17 protein-coding genes are annotated in these 17,771 nt (G+C 72.8%); 10 read left to right on the top strand and 7 right to left on the bottom strand.

The genetic code is table 11. The features are described from left to right. Positions 1-38 precede the first annotated feature (38 nt). The 4 genes from ACFYXM_RS27190 to ACFYXM_RS27175 all read right to left on the bottom strand — a co-directional run bounded on the left by ACFYXM_RS27190 (position 39) and on the right by ACFYXM_RS27175 (position 5,611). Complete coding sequence (locus ACFYXM_RS27190; RefSeq protein WP_389293163.1) at positions 39-962, bottom strand: LysR family transcriptional regulator; 924 nt, start codon at positions 960-962, stop codon at positions 39-41. Continuing rightward, positions 956-2,290 carry a diaminopimelate decarboxylase gene (gene lysA / locus ACFYXM_RS27185; protein ID WP_389293162.1) on the bottom strand — a complete coding sequence of 445 codons (1,335 nt, stop codon included), beginning with the start codon at positions 2,288-2,290 and terminating at the stop codon, positions 956-958. The genes ACFYXM_RS27190 and lysA overlap by 7 nt, the downstream gene beginning before the upstream one ends. Before the next feature lie 492 nt (positions 2,291-2,782). Further along, positions 2,783-4,300 (bottom strand): glutamate synthase subunit beta, encoded by a 1,518-nt coding sequence (locus ACFYXM_RS27180; protein WP_389293160.1) that lies wholly within the window; start codon positions 4,298-4,300, stop codon positions 2,783-2,785. Between the two features lie 129 nt (positions 4,301-4,429). Beyond that, positions 4,430-5,611, bottom strand: coding sequence for a PP2C family protein-serine/threonine phosphatase (locus ACFYXM_RS27175; protein ID WP_389293159.1), 1,182 nt, complete (start codon positions 5,609-5,611; stop codon positions 4,430-4,432). Positions 5,612-5,761: 150 nt separating this feature from the next. Here ACFYXM_RS27175 and ACFYXM_RS27170 point away from each other — a divergent pair, with 150 nt between their 5' ends. From ACFYXM_RS27170 to ACFYXM_RS27160, 3 genes are all read left to right on the top strand, one after another. Further along, positions 5,762-5,917 carry a hypothetical protein gene (locus ACFYXM_RS27170; protein ID WP_389293158.1) on the top strand — a complete coding sequence of 52 codons (156 nt, stop codon included), beginning with the start codon at positions 5,762-5,764 and terminating at the stop codon, positions 5,915-5,917. 216 nt (positions 5,918-6,133) lie between these two features. Then, a complete protein-coding gene (locus ACFYXM_RS27165; protein ID WP_389293156.1) occupies positions 6,134-6,385 on the top strand; it encodes a hypothetical protein in 252 nt (83 codons plus the stop codon). A gap of 143 nt (positions 6,386-6,528) precedes the next feature. Then, positions 6,529-7,035, top strand: coding sequence for a nucleoside deaminase (locus ACFYXM_RS27160; RefSeq protein WP_389293154.1), 507 nt, complete (start codon positions 6,529-6,531; stop codon positions 7,033-7,035). Between the two features lie 58 nt (positions 7,036-7,093). Here ACFYXM_RS27160 and ACFYXM_RS27155 read toward each other — a convergent pair whose 3' ends face one another. Beyond that, positions 7,094-7,771: a ScbR family autoregulator-binding transcription factor gene (locus ACFYXM_RS27155; protein WP_389293152.1), complete on the bottom strand. Its 678-nt coding sequence runs from the start codon at positions 7,769-7,771 to the stop codon at positions 7,094-7,096. 573 nt (positions 7,772-8,344) lie between these two features. Here ACFYXM_RS27155 and ACFYXM_RS27150 point away from each other — a divergent pair. From ACFYXM_RS27150 to ACFYXM_RS27120, 7 genes are all read left to right on the top strand, one after another. Further along, positions 8,345-9,043: an HAD family hydrolase gene (locus tag ACFYXM_RS27150; protein WP_389293150.1), complete on the top strand. Its 699-nt coding sequence runs from the start codon at positions 8,345-8,347 to the stop codon at positions 9,041-9,043. 250 nt (positions 9,044-9,293) lie between these two features. Then, positions 9,294-10,034 (top strand): DUF1684 domain-containing protein, encoded by a 741-nt coding sequence (locus tag ACFYXM_RS27145; RefSeq protein WP_389293149.1) that lies wholly within the window; start codon positions 9,294-9,296, stop codon positions 10,032-10,034. Positions 10,035-10,080: 46 nt separating this feature from the next. Further along, positions 10,081-11,592, top strand: a complete 1,512-nt coding sequence (locus tag ACFYXM_RS27140) for an ABC transporter substrate-binding protein (RefSeq protein ID WP_389293148.1) — start codon at positions 10,081-10,083, stop codon at positions 11,590-11,592. Next, a complete protein-coding gene (locus ACFYXM_RS27135) occupies positions 11,592-12,557 on the top strand; it encodes an ABC transporter permease (protein WP_389293146.1) in 966 nt (321 codons plus the stop codon). Before ACFYXM_RS27140 ends, ACFYXM_RS27135 begins: the two co-directional genes overlap by 1 nt. Next, positions 12,554-13,450 (top strand): ABC transporter permease, encoded by an 897-nt coding sequence (locus ACFYXM_RS27130; protein WP_389293144.1) that lies wholly within the window; start codon positions 12,554-12,556, stop codon positions 13,448-13,450. The genes ACFYXM_RS27135 and ACFYXM_RS27130 overlap by 4 nt, the downstream gene beginning before the upstream one ends. Then, a complete protein-coding gene (locus ACFYXM_RS27125; RefSeq protein WP_389293142.1) occupies positions 13,447-14,247 on the top strand; it encodes an ATP-binding cassette domain-containing protein in 801 nt (266 codons plus the stop codon). The genes ACFYXM_RS27130 and ACFYXM_RS27125 overlap by 4 nt, the downstream gene beginning before the upstream one ends. Then, positions 14,244-15,008 carry an ABC transporter ATP-binding protein gene (locus ACFYXM_RS27120; protein ID WP_389293141.1) on the top strand — a complete coding sequence of 255 codons (765 nt, stop codon included), beginning with the start codon at positions 14,244-14,246 and terminating at the stop codon, positions 15,006-15,008. Before ACFYXM_RS27125 ends, ACFYXM_RS27120 begins: the two co-directional genes overlap by 4 nt. 8 nt (positions 15,009-15,016) lie before the next feature. Here ACFYXM_RS27120 and ACFYXM_RS27115 read toward each other — a convergent pair whose 3' ends face one another. Both ACFYXM_RS27115 and ACFYXM_RS27110 read right to left on the bottom strand, forming a co-directional pair. Beyond that, on the bottom strand, positions 15,017-16,036 hold the full coding sequence (locus ACFYXM_RS27115) for a carbon-nitrogen hydrolase family protein (protein WP_389293139.1): 1,020 nt from the start codon (positions 16,034-16,036) through the stop codon (positions 15,017-15,019). A gap of 171 nt (positions 16,037-16,207) precedes the next feature. Then, a complete protein-coding gene (locus ACFYXM_RS27110; RefSeq protein ID WP_389293138.1) occupies positions 16,208-17,665 on the bottom strand; it encodes a ricin-type beta-trefoil lectin domain protein in 1,458 nt (485 codons plus the stop codon). Between the last annotated feature and the right edge of the window lie 106 nt (positions 17,666-17,771).

The raw sequence follows: 17,771 nt of genomic DNA, 5'->3' as shown, positions 1-17,771 counted from the left end.
CCGCCCCCGCCCTCGCCCCGCCAGGGCCTCACCGCCCGTCAGGACCACTGCATCTCCAGCAGCGACCTGACCTCCTCGGCCGCCGACCGCAGTTCCGCGAGGAAGATCCGCAGCAGCGGGTTGCGGTTGGTGGTCCGGGTGGCGACCCCGATCCGGCGGTGGAGCCGGGGGTGGTCCAGCCGGCAGACGTGGACGCCCGTGCTGTCCGCGAGGCCGAGGGCCGGGACGAGCGCGATGCCCATCCCGGCCCGGGTCAGGTTGACCGTGACCTGGTAGTGGTCGGTGCGGCAGCGGATCCGGGGGCGGAAGCCCTCGGTGGCGCACGCGCGTTCCAGCACCGGCTCGCCGGTACGGCCGCCGTGCGTCCCGATCCAGGTCTCCCCCTCCAGGGCGGCGAGCCGGACGGTGGTGCGGCGGCCGAAGCGGTGGCCCAGCGGGAGGACCACCAGCTGGGGTTCGTCGAAGAACATCTCGACGTCGACGCCCGCGTGGCGGCACCAGGGGTCCAGCGGGTGCTCGAAGACGACCGCCGCGTCGAGCCGGCCGGCCTCCAGATCGGGCACCGTCTCGTGCGGCTGTCCGAGGATCAGCTCCAGTTCCACCTGCGGCCGCTCGGCGGCGAAGGCGGACAGCGCCCTCGGCAGCAGTTCCAGGCCCGAGGAGGCGAAGAAGCCGACGCGCAGGACGCCGGCCTCGCCCTCGGAGTGCGCGCGCAGATCGTCCTGCGCGACGGCCATCAGATCGGCCACGGCCTGGGCGTGCTCGGCCAGTCGCGCTCCGGCGGCCGTCAGCCGCAGGCTCTGCGGCTGACGTTCCACCAAGGCGGTCCCGACCTCCTGTTCCAGCCGGGCGAGCTGGTGCGAGACCGCGGACGGGCTCAGGTGCAGGGCCCGGCCCGCGGCCACGATGGTGCCCGTGCGGGCTATCTCCAGCAGGACGAGCAGTCGGGCACTGTTCAGCATCGGGTCAGACTAGGCGATATCGGCGCGGAACGCTCCAGGGGGCCCGCGGGTTCGTCGACGTCCAGACGCAGCAGGTCCTCCTCGGTCTCGCGGCGCACCACGGTGCGGACCGCGCCGTCGCGGACGAAGACGACCGCCGGGCGCGGCAGCTTGTTGTAGTTGGACGCCATCGCGTATCCGTAGGCGCCGGTGACCGGTGTGGCCAGGATGTCCCCGACGGCCGTCCCGGCGGGCAGGGCGGCGTCGTCGACGATCACGTCGCCGCTCTCGCAGTGCTTGCCGACCAGGCGCGCGCGCCACGGCCGCGGCGCGTGCGGAGCGCGCGGCAGGAAGACCTCGTAACGGCTGCCGTACAGGGCGGGACGCAGGTTGTCGCTCATCCCGCCGTCGACCCCGACGTAGGTCCGTACGCCCTCGATCCGTTTGATGGTCCCGACCCGGTACAGGGTCAGCCCGGCGCGGGCGGCTATGGACCTTCCGGGCTCCACCGTGACCTCGCCGTGCCAGCCCGCCTCCCGGACGGCGCCGCGCACCGCGGCGGCCCAGTCGGCGAACGAGGGCACGGTCTGCCCGGCCTCGTAGGCGACGCCGAGGCCGCCGCCGACGGTCAGCCGGGGGGCGCGCGTCTCGACCGCGAACCGCGCCACGGCGGCGGCGCCGGCCGCGAGTTCGGCGGTGTCCAGCACCTGGGAGCCCACGTGCGCGTGGATGCCCTCCAGGATCATCGCCGGGGACCCGTCGGCACGCCGCACGGCGTGCGCGGCGGCCCCGTCCGCCAGACCGAAGCCGAACTTGGAGTCGTGGCCGCCGGTCCTGATCGCCTCGTGGGCACCGGCGGCGACGCCCGGGGCGACCCTCAGCTGGACGTGCGCGGGCGGCAGTCGTTCCTCGGCGTGCAGCCGCTCGATGCGGTCCATCTCGTCGAGGCTGTCGACCACGACGTGCCGCAGCCCGGCCGTCATCGCCGTGCGCAGTTCCGTCGCGCTCTTGTTGTTGCCGTGCAGCACGATCCGGTCGGCCGGTACGCCCGCGTGCAGGGCCACCCGCAGTTCACCGCCGGAGGCGACGTCGAGCAGCATCCCCTCCTCGTGGGCGAGACGGGCCATGGCCGTGCACAGAAACGCCTTGGAGGCGTAGGCGACGTTGTCCTGGCCGAAGGCGGCGACCGCCTCCCGGCAGCGCTGGCGCAGGTGCTCCTCGTCGTAGACGAACAGCGGGGTTCCGAAGCGCTCCGCGAGGTCGACGAGCGGGACGCCCCCGACGGCGAGTCCGCCGGAGCGGGCCTCGGCCGTGAGGGGCAACAGCCCCGTTTCGATGGCTGACGTCATGGTTCCTCCCCTGTGGGCCGGTTCCCGGCCATCCTCCGGCCTGCAGGAGGGGACACAAAAGCGCATTCTTCCGTGGCTGAGCCTCATGTTCTTCGATGCCGCGACCGCCGGTGGACCCGCGCCGCGGCAGCCGGGTCGCGGGCGCGGCGCTCACCGGCGCGGTGCGCCGTCCGACGGGTCCTGGTCGCCTGCGACGGTTCCGGTCCGCTTGAGAGGGCGGATTACCTGAGGGTGCGGATGATCGGGGCCGTCTCGACCGTGTCGACGCCCGGGAGCGCCCCGATGCGCTCGGCGAGGTGGTCGTAGAGGTGTTCGTCGTCCGGCGCAGGACGGCGGCGAGCGGATTGGTCCGTCCGGTCCGGTGGTCGCGGCCGCGTACGCCCCTTCGGGGTGGCGGGCCGCGCGGGGCGCACCGACAGCCGCAGCGCGGTGCCGTAGGGGCCGCCGGGCGAGCGGCACCGCTCGCGTCGGGGCGTCCGGCCGGCCGGACGCTCAGGCGACCAGGGGGCGGTCGTGCGGCGCCACGGGAGCCGGGAGCATCGTGGAGCCGCTCAGGTAGCGGTCCGTCGCCGCGGCGGCGGACCGGCCCTCCGCGATGGCCCAGACGACGAGGGACTGTCCGCGCCCCGCGTCACCCGCGATGAACACGCCTCGCGCCCGCGCCCGGCCCGCCCGCGCGTCCGGCTCCGACGGTGCGGCCGTCATGGCCTCGAAGGCGTCGGTGCGGGCGTAGTTCCCCCGGTCGTCCAGTACGAGTCCGAGCTGACGCACCAGCCCGCCGCCCCGTTCCGGGCCGTGGAAACCGAGGGCGAGCAGCACCAGGTCGGCGGGGATGACGTGTTCCGTGCCCGGCCTCGGCGTCCTGTCCGCGGGCCCCACCTCCACCAGGCGCAGCGCGCGCACATGGCCGGCCCCGTCGTCGTCGAAGCCCAGGGTGGCCGCGCAGAAGCGTCTCGGATCCGTGCCGTCCCGGTCCCGGGCCTCCTCGTGGGCGTGGGACACCCGGTAGATCCGGGGGCGCACGGGCCAGGGTTCGGTGTCCGGGCGTACGGGTCCGGGTTCGGGGTTGATGTCGAGCTGCACGACGGAAGCGGCGCCCTGGCGCAGAACCGTGCCGAGGCAGTCCGCCCCGGTGTCGCCACCGCCGACGATCACGACGTGTCTGCCCTCGGCGGTGAGGACCGCGAGGTCCCGGTCCCCCTCGGCGACCCGGTTGGCCAGCGTCAGGTACTCCATGGCCTGGTGGATGCCGCACAGCTCACGGCCCGGGACGGGCAGTTCCCTGCGCTCCGTGGCCCCGACGGCGATGACGACCGCGTCGTTGCCGTCCGCGAGGCCGCGGGCGTCGAGGCCGTCACCGACGCGCACGCCGGTACGGAACTCCGTGCCCTCCGCCCGCATCTGCTCGATGCGGCGGTCCAGATGGCACTTCTCCAGCTTGAAGGCGGGGATGCCGTACCGCAGCAGTCCTCCGAGGCGGTCGGCGCGTTCGTAGACGGTGACGGCGTGGCCGGCGCGGGTGAGCTGCTGCGCCGCCGCGAGCCCCGCAGGCCCGGAACCGACCACGGCGACGGACTTGCCGCTGAGGTGCCCCGGTGGGCGGGGCTCCGCGTAGCCGCGCGCCCAGCTCTCGTCGGCGATGGTCTGCTCGACGTTCTTGATCGTCACGGGGTCGGCGTCGATGGACAGCACGCAGGAGTCCTCGCACGGCGCCGGGCAGAGCCGCCCGGTGAACTCCGGGAAGTTGTTCGTTGCGTGCAGCCGCTCGGCCGCGGCCCACCAGTCCCCCTTCCTCGCGTAGGCGTTCCACTCGGGGATGAGGTTTCCCAGGGGGCAGCCGCTGTGGCAGAAGGGGATGCCGCAGTCCATGCAGCGCCCCGCCTGTTCGGACACGAGCGGCAGCCTGGTCCGCCCCGCGTGGACCTCGTCCCAGTCGCCCAGCCGTTCCTGGACGGGGCGGGCGGGAACGGGCCGGCGATCGGTCCTGAGAAAGCCGTGGGGGTCGGTCATGACTCCGCCTCCGTCGCCCACTCGCGGTGCACAGGCATCAGAGCCAGCGTACGCTCGCACGCCCTCGCGGCCATCCGGGTGAAGAGCCGCGGACGGGTTCTCGCCGGGCGCCGGGCCCCGGGGGACCTGTCAGGCCTCCCCGGCCCCTCGGGGTTCGGCGAGGCCGCCCGCGCGGGCGGCCTCGCCGAACCGGTGCGGCTCGGAGGCGACGGGCTGGCGGTGGATCGCGATGACGGCCGCGTCGTCGCCCAGCCGTCCTCCGCCATGGGCCAGCAGATCGCGTCGCAGATGGTGCAGGAGTGCCTCCGGGGAGCTCTCGGTCCACCGGGCGGCCCGCTCCGCGAACGGGTAGAACCGTCCGCCCCCGTCGCGTGCCTCGATGACGCCGTCGGTGTAGAGGAGCAGGGTCTCGCCGTCCTCGAAGGCGAACGAGTCCAGGGCGTAGGAGGACGGCCCCAGGCTGCCGACCCCCAGGGGCGGCGAGGGTCGCAGCCGGGGCACGGTGACGGAGTGCCCCGGGCCCAGCAGCAGGGGCGGGGGGTGCCCGCAGCTCGTCATCCGGCTGACGCCGCCCTCGTCGGGGATCTCCAGCAGCAGGGCGGTGACGAAGGGTTCGCCGATCTCGCCCTCCCGCTCGAAGTCGGCCTCGTAGCGGCAGACGCTCTGTTCGAGGGCCGCGGCGAGCTGGGGCAGGCCGGTGTGCCGGTGGGCGGCCTCGCGGAACGCCCCGAGCAGTACGGCGGCCTCGCCGATCGCGGCCAGGCCCTTGCCCCGCACGTCGCCGATCAGCAACCGGGTTCCGCCCTCGACACGGGTGACCGCGTACAGGTCCCCGCCGATCAGGGCCTCGTCCTCCGCGGGCAGGTACAGGGAGGCGACCCGCAACGGGCCGATGCGTTCCGGGAGCGGCCACATCAGCACCTGCTGCGCGGCCTCCGCCACCGACCGTACCTGGGCGAGCTGTCGGCCCCGGCGTTCGCGCAGCAGGCAGTAGAACACGATCAGCGCGGAGAGCACCGCGAGGGCGATGATCTGCACCAACGAGCTCTCGGTGGTCAGACTGCCGAGGCGCTGGACGATGAACGTCTGGGCGACCACGGCCAGCCCCCCGACCATTCCGGTCAGCACCGGGCCCGCGAAGGACGCGCAGAGCGCGGGCGCTATGACCAACAGCGGCCCGAGCTGTATGTTCCGCCCCGTCAGGATGTCCACGAGGGTGATCACGCCGATCAGGGCCAGGGGCAGCACCACCCACCCGTGGCCCGGCCGCCATGACGTGCGAAGAGCCCTGAAGCGTTCACCGATTCTCACGTCTTCCACAGTGCACCGCGACCGGTCGCCTCACGACTCGGCGGGGGCGCGCGCCGGCCCGGGCGCCGCGGACGGGCCGGCGCCCGGGCCGGCGCGTTAGGCTCGTTCTGCGGGCAGTCCCCCGCACGCGGTCCGACCGTGGAGGCGGCCATGAGCGAGAACGAGGAGTACCCGACTCCGTCGCAGGCCGAGGGCGAGCGGCTGGACGAGGATCTCAACCCGGCCGAGCAGCGGCATCCCGCCACGACACGCACCCAGCCGTCCCAGGCGGAGGGCGAGCGCCTGCCGGAGGACACCGAGAGCTGACCCGGCGCGGCCCCACAACGGCCGCCGCCGCAGGGCACGGGCCCGCGACCACCGCCCGTACGGGTGGCTTCGCCCGTGCGGGACGCTCGTTCCCCGGCCGCGGGCCCGTGCCCGCCGGGACCGGGCCGCCACCGGCGCGGATGCGCGTCGGTGGCGTCCGGCCGACGATCGAGGTCCGGGCAGCGGGTGGTCCGCGCCCCGCCCCAGGAGGTCGAGGTGCAGGCCGAAGCGCACGCCGGGACCCCGCTGCCGTTCGACACGTCCGTCCTCGCCGCCCTCTTCGACGGAGCAGCGGCCGGGATCGCCCTGGACGACACCGATCTGCGGTACGTGTTCGCCAAGGACTACCGGGACCGCCGGCTGCCGATGCGGCACGAGCCGCACGAGACCGCCGTCGACGTGTACCGGCTCCGGCAGGAGCGCGACGGCGGGGACCGCACGGTCGCGGGAGCGCCGACGGACCGATAGCCGCCCGCCTCCGCGCCGCCCGCACGACGGACGGCGCGGCGCGGAGGTGTGCCTCCCGCCCCGGTGGTACCACGGACCCGCGGGCCGCCCCGCACCCCCGAGCCCCGTACACCCGACCCGTCCGCACGCACGAGGAGAGCCCCTTGCCATCAGTCGAGCTGTCCGAGGCCGAACTCCGTCACCTGGAGCGGGCCGTGCATCTGGCCGCGGAGGCGCTGCGGGCCGGGGACGAGCCCTTCGGTTCCGTCCTGGTGAGCGGCGACGGCCGGGTCCTCGCCGAGGACCGCAACCGCGTGCACGGCCTCGGGGACAGCACCCGCCACCCCGAGTTCGAACTGGCCCGCTGGGCGGCCGCGCACCTCACGGCGCCGCAGCGGGCCGCGGCGACCGTCTTCACCTCGGGCGAGCACTGCCCCATGTGCGCCGCCGCCCACGGCTGGGTGGGCCTCGACCGCATCGTATACGCCCACTCCGCGGCCCAGCTGACGCAGTGGCTGGACGAGCTGGGCGTGCCGCCGTCCCCGGTGCGCGCCCTGCCGGTCCAGGAGGTGGTACCGGGCATCGAGGTCCAGGGGCCGGTGCCGGCCCTGGCCGATCGCCTGCGGGAGATGCACCGCGCCTCCTACCGGTCGAAGCACCGGGCGATGTGATCCCTGGCTCCTTCGGCACGAACCCGCCCGGTTCGGGTCCCGCCACGCCGGTGGCGGATCACGCCCCGGGACCCGGCCGGCGCTCCCGCCGGATGTCCGGCCCGCCGACGGGAAGCCGGGCCCGGGCACTCGCGATCAGCGCGCCGGGGTCCGGGCGCGCCTGCAGGGCGTTCAGGACGAGCCGCCACCACTGGTCGAGCCGGGACACGAACTCGTCCTCCCGCGGCGTCCCGTCGCCGCTGAGGCTGTACAGGCCGAAGAAGGCGCACACCAGGGCCGGGGCTGCGCCCGCCGGTTCGACACCCGCGGCGAGTTCGCCCCGTGACCGGGCGTCGGCGAGCAGCCGGGTGGCGGCCGCGGTCCAGGCGGCGAACGGGGTGGGAACGACGGCGTCGATGCTCCGCCGCTCCGCCCACAGCCGGGCACCCGCGCGCGCCACGACGTCCTGGCACAGGACCCTGGCGATCTCGAAGCTCAGGGCGACGAGCCGTTCGAGCGGCGGGACGTCCGGGGCCGTGTAGTACGCGGACAGCTGGGGCCACGCGGCGAACCGGTCGCGCACCACGGCGAGGGCGAGTTTCTCCTTGCTGGAGTAATGGAAGTAGACGGCGCCGCTGGTCCTTCCCGAACGGGCGCATATGTCGTTGACGCTCGTTCCCGCATAACCCCGTTCGACGAAGAGCTGCGCCGCGGATTCCAGCAGAGATCTCCGGGTCGTTCGCGCCCTGTCCTGCATACGTGCTCCACCTTCGATATTTCATTCGATACATAAGGCGCCAGGAGGTAGTGCGCCCGCGCATCGACGACCTCGCCGAACCGTACCGAGCGGAGATTTTATTATTCTTCGACCGCGTATACAGGAAGACGTCAAGGAAACCCGGAGACTTGCCCACGCTTTCGCACACGGCTCCGCCACGACTGTTCCCGGAAACGACCAGGTTTTTTCCACATCACCGGGCTTTCGGGCCGATGGGGTGGGCGATCGGCTCCGTACGGTCACCCTCGGGCCACTCCTCCGCGCACGCCCGGCGCGCGATCACCTCGCACCGAAACACTCGAAGTAGTGATTGCGCGCCGCTCGGACGCGAAATTAACGTAGTCGGCACGATGTTTTCGAGCCCGCCCCGAATCGACGGATGAAATCCGTCGCGGCGAGCTCCGCAGAGGCGAATCGACCGCCTTCTCCAACGGTCACCGAAGATCGCCCGAAATCCAGTTCCCCTCAGTCCAGCGCGCCTTCCCCCGGTCCGGGAGAACAGCGAACCGGAATCGGACCGCGGCCGGCGCACGCTCCGAGAACGGCAGAGAAATGGCAGCTCACCCCATTCCCCACTGGTCCCCCGCCGCGATCGTCTTCGATTGCGACGGCACACTCATGGACACCGAACGCCACTGGCAGGACGCCCGCAACAGAGTGTTCGCGGAGTTCGGCCTCAAGCCCCCGCCCGGCTTCGCCGAACGCGCCCAGGGCATCCACTACACCGAGTGCGGAAGCCTCATGGCCCGGGAGACCGGGAAACCCGAACTCACCCACGAGATGACCCATTCGCTCCTGAGGCACTTCATGACGCTGGTCGACGAGGACCCCGTCACCATGCCGGGCGCGGCCGCCCTGGTGGGGCTCACCGCTCGCCACATGCCGCTCGCGGTCGCCAGCAACTGCCCGCGGGAAATGGTGGAGTCGTGCCTGCGGCGGGCCGGACTGCTCGGCCACTTCGACCACGTCGTCGTGGCGGGCGGCTCCCTGCGGCCCAAACCCCGCCCCGATGTGTACGCCGAGGCGGCGCAACGGTGCGGCGTCCGGCCGCACGAAGCACTGGCGGTCGAGGACTCCCTCACCGGCATCGAGTCCGCCCGGAGGGCCGGACTGCGAGTGGTCGGCGTCGGGCCACGGCCCTCCGGCCAGGGGGCGGAACGGGCCGACCTGTGGGTCGACGCCCTGAACGATCCGGCACTGGTGGCCTGGGCCCACACCTGGATCGCCGACGCCGGGCCGCCCGTCATGTGAGGCACCGGGCCGCCGACGCGGCACCGGGCCCGAGGCGCACCGGCCCACGACGGCGGCACGGCCGCGGTGTGCCGGTGCGCGTTCCGGTCCCGTACCACTCGGCCCCGGGGCCCGGGCCGCGCGACGTCCGGGTCTCACCATGCAGTCATATTTGACATTAGCGTGCCTTATGGAAGATAAAGAAGATCCTTTGAGCTGAAGCTCACGCATCGTGATATCCGAGGCGTGACAGCCATGAACGTCTACGTGAATGAGTACCACCGTGCCGCACGCCGCCCCGTCCCCCGAACCGCCCGCCGACGCCGCCGCGGACTGGGAGGCATGGCGCGCCGAACGGCGCCGCTCCGTCACCTCGGCCACCGGGAACCTCGCCCTCGTCGAGACCCGCTGGGCTCCGGACGGCGAGCGCCCCGATCCGGACACGGCCCGCGCCGGGCAGCCGGACACCGTGACCGTCACCGCGCTCGAACGCACCGACGCCGTCACCGGCGCACCCGAGTACGGGCTGCGTTTCTGGGACGCGCGCTCCCCCGCGATCCGGCGCTTCGACCGCACCGACGTCTTCCCGTACGACCCGTCCTGGGTGCTGGAGGCGTCGTACACGCCGGTGCCGGGCGCCAGGAGGATCCCGTTCGAGCACATCCGGGACAACGGCGGCACCCGCGACCTCGTCGTACCGGGAGACATCGAACTCACCCTGGACGGACGCGACTACACCCTGAGCGCCTTCGACGACGACGGCACCCTGCTGCTCGTCTTCGGTGACCCGACCAACGGCGACACCACCTACGGCGCCGGACGCTTCCTCTTCGTCACCCGCACCGACGAGGGCCGCGTCCTCCTCGACTTCAACCGTGCCTTCGTGCCGCCCTGCGGCTTCTCCGATCAGTACAACTGTCCGATGCCGCCGCGGCAGAACCGTTTCCACCTGCCCGTGACGGCAGGAGAGAAGCGCCCCGTCTTCCGCGACGGCTTCCCCGCACAGCACTGATCGCCCCCGGCAACTCCGCCCCGCAGCACGAAAGCGTGTACTCCTCATGGACATCAAGAAGACCTCCCTGTACGGCGGGGCGACCGCCGCCGCCCTCGCCCTGACCCTCACGGCCTGCGGTGGCGGCGCCGGCGGCGCGTCCGGGGGCGGCAGCGGCAAGGACGCCACCATCGACATCGGTTCGCTCTACGAGCCGCAGAACCTCGACAACACCGGGGGCGGTGGCCAGGGCGTCACCGAGGCGCTCAACGGCAACGTCTACGAGGGGCTGTTCAGGCTCACCGACGACGGCAAGGTCGAAAAGCTCCTCGCCCAGGACCACGAGGTCTCCGCCGACGGCCTCACGTACACCTTCACCCTGCGCGACGGCGTGACGTTCCACAGCGGCAGGAAGCTCACCAGCCAGGACGTCAAGTACAGCCTGGAGAAGGCGATCGCGAAGGACTCGCAGTCCGCGCGCAAGAACAACCTCTCGGTCATCAAGTCCGTCGGCACGTTCGACGCGCGCACGGTCGTGGTCCAGCTGTCGAAGAAGTCGATCTCCTTCGTCTACAACCTCTCCTACGTCTGGATCATCAACTCCGAGGCGAAGGACCTCAGGACGAGCGAGGACGGCACCGGCCCGTACACGCTGGACAAGTGGACCCGCGGCTCCGCCCTCGCCCTGAACCGCTTCGCCGGCTACTGGGGCGACGCGGCGGCCAACAAGCGCGTCGTCTTCCACTATTACAAGGACGCCACGGCGCTGAACAACGCGCTGCTGACCAACGCGGTGGACATCGTCACGAGCGAGCAGTCGCCCGACGCCCTCGACCAGTTCAAGAACAACCCGAACTACAAGGTCAACGACGGGAATTCGACGACCAAGCTGCTGCTCGCCTTCAACGACAGGGCCAAGCCGTTCACCGACGTCAAGGTGCGGCAGGCCGTCTCCGCCGCGATCGACGACGAGAAGCTGCTGAAGTCCGTCTGGGGCGACTACGGCAAGCCGATCGGCTCCATGGTGCCGCCCACCGACCCCTGGTACGAGGACCTCACCGACGTCAACGCGTACGACACCGCGCGGGCCAAGAAGCTGCTCACCGAGGCCGGATACGCGAAGGGCTTCTCCTTCACGCTCGACACCCCCAACTACGACCCGCACCCGACCGCGGCGACGTTCATCAAGTCCGAACTCGCGAAGGTCGGCATCACCGTCGAGATCAACACGATCACGCCGGACGAGTGGTACACGAAGGTCTACAAGAACCACGACTTCACGGCCACGCTCCAGGAACACGTCAACGACCGCGACCTGGTCTGGTACGGCAACCCCGACTTCTACTGGGGCTACGACGACAAGCAGGTCACCCGGTGGGTGGAGGAGGCCGAGCAGGCGTCCAGCACCGCCGAGCAGACCGAACTCCTCAAGAAGGTCAACCGCAGGACCGCCGAGGACGCGGCCGGCGACTGGCTGTACCTGTACCCGCAGATCGTGGTGGCGGGCAGCAAGCTCTCCGGATACCCGGTCAACGGCCTGAACTCCCAGTTCTTCGCCTACGACATCAAGAAGGGCTGATGGGCCGCTACCTGCTGCGCCGTCTCGCCTTCCTGCTGGTCTCGCTGGCCCTGGCGAGCGTGGTCCTCTTCGTGCTGCTGCGGATGCTGCCGGGCGACCCCGCCAACGCGCTCACCGCCGTGGGCGCCGACGCGGAGCAGGTCGCCGCCGCCCGGCACGCCATCGGGTCCGACCGGCCGCTGCCCGAGCAGTTCACGCACTGGATCGGGCAGCTGGCGAGCGGCGACCTCGGCGCGTCGTTCGTCAGCTCGCTGCCCGTCGGTCCCGAGATCGGCTCCCGGCTGAACGTCACGGTCCCGCTGACGCTGGCCGCGTTCGTGCTGGCGGTACTCATCGCGGTGCCGGTCGGCTTCGTGGCCGCCCACCGCCGGCGGACCTGGTACGGCGCCCTGCTCAACGGGGTATCCCAACTGGGCATCGCCGTCCCGGTGTTCTGGCTCGGCATGATCCTCATCGCCGTCTTCGCGCTGAACGCCGGCTGGCTGCCGGCGGGCGGCTTCCCGCAGGAGGGCTGGTCGCAGCCGGCCGAGGCGGTCCGCTCGCTCACGCTGCCCGTCGTCACCATCGCGCTGGTCATGAGCGCCTCGCTGATCCGCTACGTCAGGTCGGCCGTGCTCGATGTGCTGGGCAGCGACTACCTGCGCACCGCACGGGCCATGGGCGCCTCGTTCGGGCAGGCGATGTGGCGGCACGGGCTGCGCAACGCCTCGGTCCCGGTGATCTCGATCCTCGGCATCGAGCTGGCGTCCACCCTGCTGGGCGCGGTGGTCGTGGAGTCCGTGTACGCGCTCCCCGGCCTCGGCTCCCTGCTCGCGACCGGCATCGCCCAGCACGACTACCCGGTGATCCAGGGCGTGCTGTTCGTCTCCACCCTCGCGGTGCTGGTCATCGGATTCGTGGCCGACCTCGTCCAGCGGATCATCGACCCCCGACTGCGCGGCAGGCTCTCCGGAGGTGCCCGATGACTTCCCCGGTCCCGACGACACACACGGACGCGGCCGGGCCCGCGGCCCCGGCGGGGACCGCCGGGGGCGAGCGTCGCGGGCGGCGCTCGTACACGCTGGTGACCGGCTGCGTCCTGGCCGGGCTGATCGCCGCCGTGGCGCTGGTCTCGCTGTTCTGGCTCCCGTACGCCGCAGACGACACGTCCGGCGGACGGCTCGCGAGCCCCGGTGCGGGGCATCCGCTCGGCACCGACAAGCTGGGCCGCGATCTGCTCACCCAGCTGATGACCGGTTCCCGCATCGCCTTCGAGGCCGGGCTGGGCTCGGTGCTCATCGCCGCCGCGCTCGGTGGCACGCTGGGCGTGCTGGCCGCGTTCGCGCAGGGCTGGCTCGACGACACGGTCTCCGCGTTCCTCGACATCCTGATCGCCTTCCCGACGCTGCTGCTGGCAATGCTCATCGTCGCCGCCCGCTCGGCCACCCTGGGGTCCGCCGTGCTGGCGATCGGCCTCGCACAGAGCGCGGTCGTGGCACGGCTGACGCGGATCCTGGTCAAGCGGGTGCTGGCACAGGACTACATCACGGCGGCGCGCACCTCGGGCACCTCGTGGCCGCGCATCGTGGCCGGGCACGTGCTGCCCAACATCTGGCCGACGCTCGTGGTGAACCTCGCCCTGCAGTTCGGGCTCGCGGTGCTGGCCGAGGCAGGGCTGTCGTACCTGGGCCTGGGCGCGCCGCCGCCCAACGCCTCGTGGGGCCGCATGCTCCAGGAGGCGCAGGCCACCTTCACCACGGCCCCGGCGGGCGCGCTGGCCCCGGGCATCCTGCTCGTGCTGCTCGTCATCGGCGTGAACCTCGTCGCCGACGGGCTGCGCGACACCCTCGATCCCGCGACCCGGGGGAGGCGCGCGTGACCATCCTCGACGTACACGACCTCACGATCCGCACGGCGCAGGGGCGGACCGTCGTCGACGGCCTCTCGCTGACCATGGGCCGGGGCGAACGCCTCGGTCTCATCGGGGAGTCGGGCTCCGGGAAGTCGCTGACCACCCTCGCCGTGCTCGGCCTGCTGCCGGACGGCATGACGGCCACCGGAAGCGTCGAGCTGGCCGGTACGCAGATCGTGGGCGCGAGCGAGAAACGGCTCGCGGGCGTGCGCGGCCGGGACGCCTCCGTCGTCTTCCAGGAGCCGCTCACCGCTCTCGACCCGCTGATGCGGGTCGGCCGGCAGATCGCCGAACCGCTCGGCAGACGGCGGGGGCTGAAGGGCGCCGGGCTGAGGCGGGCCGTCGTGGAGGCCCTGGAACAGGTGCGGCTGCCCGAGCCGGACCGGATCGCCCGCGCCTTCCCGCACGAGATCTCCGGCGGCCAGCGCCAGCGTGTCGCGCTCGCCATGGCGCTGGCCTGCGACCCGCAGCTGCTCATCGCGGACGAGCCGACCACCGCGCTCGACGTCACCGTGCAGTCCGACATGCTCGACCTGCTCGACACCCTGGTACGGGACCGGGGCATGGCGGTCCTCTTCGTCAGCCACGATCTCGCGGTCGTCTCGAAGGTCGCCGATCGCGTGCTGGTCCTCAAGGACGGCCGGGCCGTGGAGCAGGGCGACGTCCACGAGATCGTGCGCGCCCCGCGCGAGGAGTACACCAGGGCGCTGGTGGCGAGCGCCCGCCGGCTGGAATCGGCGCTGGACCTGAGGAGCACGCGATGACGCCCGTACTGGAGCTGGAGAAGGTCTCCTTCGGTTATCGGGGACACGACGCGCCCGTCGTCGACGACATCTCCCTCGCCGTCGGCTCCGGGCAGTCCCTCGCCCTCGTCGGGGAGTCGGGCGCGGGCAAGACCACGCTCCTGCGGCTGCTGCTCGGACTGGCCCGGCCGTCCTCGGGCGCCGTCCGGTTCGACGGCGAGGAGCTGAGGCCGCGCGACGGGGCGCAGATGCGACGGTTCCGGCGCGGTGTGCAGTGCGTCTTCCAGGACCCGTACTCGTCGCTGAACCCGCGTCGGCGCGTCGGCGCGATCGTGTCCGAGCCCCTGCGCTCCCTGGGCATCGACGGCCGGGCCACCGCCGCGCCCAAAGTCGCCGAGGCCCTGGAGCGGGTCGGTCTCCCGGCCGACGCGGCGGGGCGCTATCCGCACGAGTTCTCCGGCGGCCAGCGCCAGCGCATCGCGATCGCCCGCGCAACGGTGTGCGATCCGCGGGTGCTGCTCGCCGACGAGCCGGTCAGCGCGCTCGACGTCACCACGCGCGTCAAAGTCGTCGATCTGCTCAAGGAGCTGAAGGAGGAGCGCGGCCTGACGCTGGTCATGGTCTCGCACGACCTGTCGGTGGTCGCCTCGCTCTGCGAGCGCACCGCGGTCCTGGAGCGAGGCCGCCTGGTCGAGCGGGGCGACACCGCGCAGGTGCTGGGCGCCCCGGCGCACCCGTACACGCGCCGCCTCGTCGGGAGCGTGCCGCGGCTGCCTGCCTGACCGGGGGCTCAGTCCGTGTCGTTCGGGGGCGGGCCCGCGTCCTCGCTCAGGACGGCGGGCCACTCGCGGCGGCCCTCGTCGTGCCAGAGCGGTCGCCGGTCGACGCGCAGGCCGAGGATCTCCGGTCGCGCGTAGTGGCCGCGCGAGTCGACCCAGACCTTGACGGCGTCGATGTCGGCGAGGTCGATCGCGGCGGCGACGAGCTTCTCCTCCGGGCCGGTGTGCGGGCCCGCCAGGTACTGGTTGAAGGGATGGATCACGGCCGACCAGCCGCCGCCCTGGGTGATGTGCTTCTGCGGTCCGACGGTGTCCGCCATCCAGCGCAGGCACGTCTCGTCGACCGGGTTGCCCGCGGCGGCGACGAAGGACTGGGCGGTGAGCGCGTGCGTCTTCATCATGGCGTCGATCTGGATGTCGGCGACGGCCTCGAAGCCCGCCATGGTGGACAGACCGGGCCAGGCCGCCGCATGGATCTCCTGGCCCTGGACGACGAGGGCCTGCCGGGCCAGGTTCATGGTGTGCTCCCAGCAGACCAGACCTCCGATCCGGCCCAGGGCGCTGTCGAACACGCCGAGCGTCGAGCCGCCGCCCTGGGCCCACACCATCCGTTCGGCGTAGGTGGGCTGGAGCTTGCGGTGCACCCCGAGCAGGGTGCCGTCGGGGTCGATGAAGACCTGGCTGTTGAAACAGGTGCGGGTGCCCGCGAGCCGTTCGCTGACGCCGAGGACCGTACCGACCCCGGCGCGGCGGCAGGCGGACCGGACCCGGTCGATCCCCGGGCCGGGCACCTCGACGGACGCCTCGGCGTAGGCGGCGTTGGCGGCCTGCTGGTCCAGCGGGGCGTAGGCCTCGATCCAGTACGGGTAGCCCGGCACGAAGGTCTCGGGGAACACCAGCAGGTCGATGCCCTCCCGGCCGGCCCGTTCGACGAAGCCGACGACCTTGTCGAGGGTCGCCTCGGTGTCCATGAACACGGGCGCGGCGTGCACGGCGGCGACGGTTCGTTTCCTGGGAACGGGGGACGGCACAGGGCCCCTCCTCGAAGACGGTGACGCACCGCGGGACCGGCGATCCGGGCGACCGCCAAAACCTCCGGGGCGGCGCCCGGACGCGTCGGACCAGGGTGCGTGGGCGGGTCGGTCGGTGGCAGTGTGCCATCGTTCACCGCCGCGTGTGCCGGTACCGGCGCGACCGGCTCGTCAGCCGCCCCACCGCCAGTACTGTTCGGGGCGGGCCGGCCCGGCGCAGCCGGTGCGGACCAGCCGGGGATCGGGGCGGTCCCGGCTGTCCCAGCGGGCGGGCAGTTCACGGTCGTCCTGGTACAGGCAGCGGTGGTCTGCGGCGCTCTCGATCCGCCATGCCGCGCGCTTCCATGTCGTGCTCCGCCACGGCACCCGGGTCCATGTCTGGTTCGCGGCGCCGCCCCAGCAGGGTTCGAGCGCGGCTCCCGCGCCGACGGCCGTGAGGCAGGAGTGCGGCTCGCCCCACAGGCCGATGGTGCCGTCGCTCCGCATCCGCCAGCGCTGGGCCGGGGATCCGTCGCACGCGCGGACGCGGACCTCCCGGGACTTCGTCGGCGTGCCCGCCGCGTCGAGGCACCGGGCCGGGTCCGGACCGGCGGCGTACGTGGTCCGCCCGATGTCCCCGAGGACCTCGCCGGGCCCCGGAGACCGGTGCTCCTGAACGTACTGCCGACGGATCCACAGGTTCCAGTCCTCCTGGAGCGGACCGCGGTAGGGCGGCACCTGGGCGCACCGGCCGGTGGCGTGGCACCGGCGCTTGGCGACGTACCAGCGCACCACCCGCTCCTTCTCGGCTGCCTGCGCGGGCGTCAGGTCCACGTCCAGCGCCGACATCCGGTAGCCGAGGTACGAGGTGACGGGGATCCCGAGGGCGTAACCCGCTCTCCTGAAGTACCGGGCGGTGATGCCGTGGTCGCTGTGGTCGACGCCGCCGCCGAGACCGAACGCGAACGACGCGTTGTCGTGGTCCATGGTCAGGATCCGTTCCGCGCGGCCCGTCACGGCCAGGGCGCGGAGCGTGGCGACGAGCCGTTCCTCGGTGCAGGCCGGGCCGTCCGGGAACCCGCGGACGCTGTGCCTGCTCCCGTCGAAGAGCCTGAGCACGCTGTCGGGCTCCTCGCCGTGCGGAAGGCCGTCGTGGAGATCGAGGAAGGTGAGCCGGATCCCGGCGCCTGCCGGCCGGCCGGTCAGCAGGAACGAGCGGACGCGGAGGCCGCCGGTCCGTACGTCGGACCGCTTCCAGCCGTCGGCTGCCCCGGCCATGGACGCGTAGGCGGCCCGTACCCCGTACTCCCTGCGGTCCACGTACTCCAGCGCCTGCGTGCGGCCCTGGACGGCATCGTCCCCGGCAGTCAGGTACACGGTGTGGACCGGGCATCTCGCGCGGATCGTCCGCGCGATCTCCGGGTTCAGGAAGAACAGGTCGTCGTCGGGGTGCGCCACGCCCACCAGGGTGCGCCGGCACCGGAACGGCTCCGTCTGCGGCGCGGCCGCCGTGCCGGGGCCGGGGATCGGGGCGGGCGCGGCGGCGGGGCCCAGCAGGGCGCAGAGCACCGCGCCCGCCGCGAGCGTGCGGCGGGCGAGGCGGTGGCCGCCCCGGACGTCCCGGGTGTTCTCGCGCGCGTGGTGGTCCATCTGCGGATGATCACCGGGCGGCTGCCCGGAGCCAACCGACCCGCCGGGCGGCACACCCGGTCGGCGGGTCGGACGCGGTGCGCGGGGCCCGGCAATAGGGGCCGGG

The sequence above is a fragment of the Streptomyces sp. NPDC002476 genome (genome assembly GCF_042889785.1).
Classification (GTDB): domain Bacteria; phylum Actinomycetota; class Actinomycetes; order Streptomycetales; family Streptomycetaceae; genus Streptomyces.
Note: the sequence above shows the minus strand (reverse complement) of the source record. Positions and strands in the feature narration are given on the sequence as shown.

Coding starts and splice junctions, on each gene's coding strand:
- ACFYXM_RS27190 (WP_389293163.1), bottom strand. CDS start 962: ATGCTGAACAGTGCCCGACTGCTCGTCCTGCTGGAGATAGCCCGCACG.
- lysA (WP_389293162.1), bottom strand. CDS start 2,290: ATGACGTCAGCCATCGAAACGGGGCTGTTGCCCCTCACGGCCGAGGCC.
- ACFYXM_RS27180 (WP_389293160.1), bottom strand. CDS start 4,300: ATGACCGACCCCCACGGCTTTCTCAGGACCGATCGCCGGCCCGTTCCC.
- ACFYXM_RS27170 (WP_389293158.1), top strand. CDS start 5,762: ATGAGCGAGAACGAGGAGTACCCGACTCCGTCGCAGGCCGAGGGCGAG.
- ACFYXM_RS27155 (WP_389293152.1), bottom strand. CDS start 7,771: ATGCAGGACAGGGCGCGAACGACCCGGAGATCTCTGCTGGAATCCGCG.
- ACFYXM_RS27150 (WP_389293150.1), top strand. CDS start 8,345: ATGGCAGCTCACCCCATTCCCCACTGGTCCCCCGCCGCGATCGTCTTC.
- ACFYXM_RS27145 (WP_389293149.1), top strand. CDS start 9,294: ATGAGTACCACCGTGCCGCACGCCGCCCCGTCCCCCGAACCGCCCGCC.
- ACFYXM_RS27140 (WP_389293148.1), top strand. CDS start 10,081: ATGGACATCAAGAAGACCTCCCTGTACGGCGGGGCGACCGCCGCCGCC.
- ACFYXM_RS27135 (WP_389293146.1), top strand. CDS start 11,592: ATGGGCCGCTACCTGCTGCGCCGTCTCGCCTTCCTGCTGGTCTCGCTG.
- ACFYXM_RS27130 (WP_389293144.1), top strand. CDS start 12,554: ATGACTTCCCCGGTCCCGACGACACACACGGACGCGGCCGGGCCCGCG.
- ACFYXM_RS27120 (WP_389293141.1), top strand. CDS start 14,244: ATGACGCCCGTACTGGAGCTGGAGAAGGTCTCCTTCGGTTATCGGGGA.
- ACFYXM_RS27110 (WP_389293138.1), bottom strand. CDS start 17,665: ATGGACCACCACGCGCGCGAGAACACCCGGGACGTCCGGGGCGGCCAC.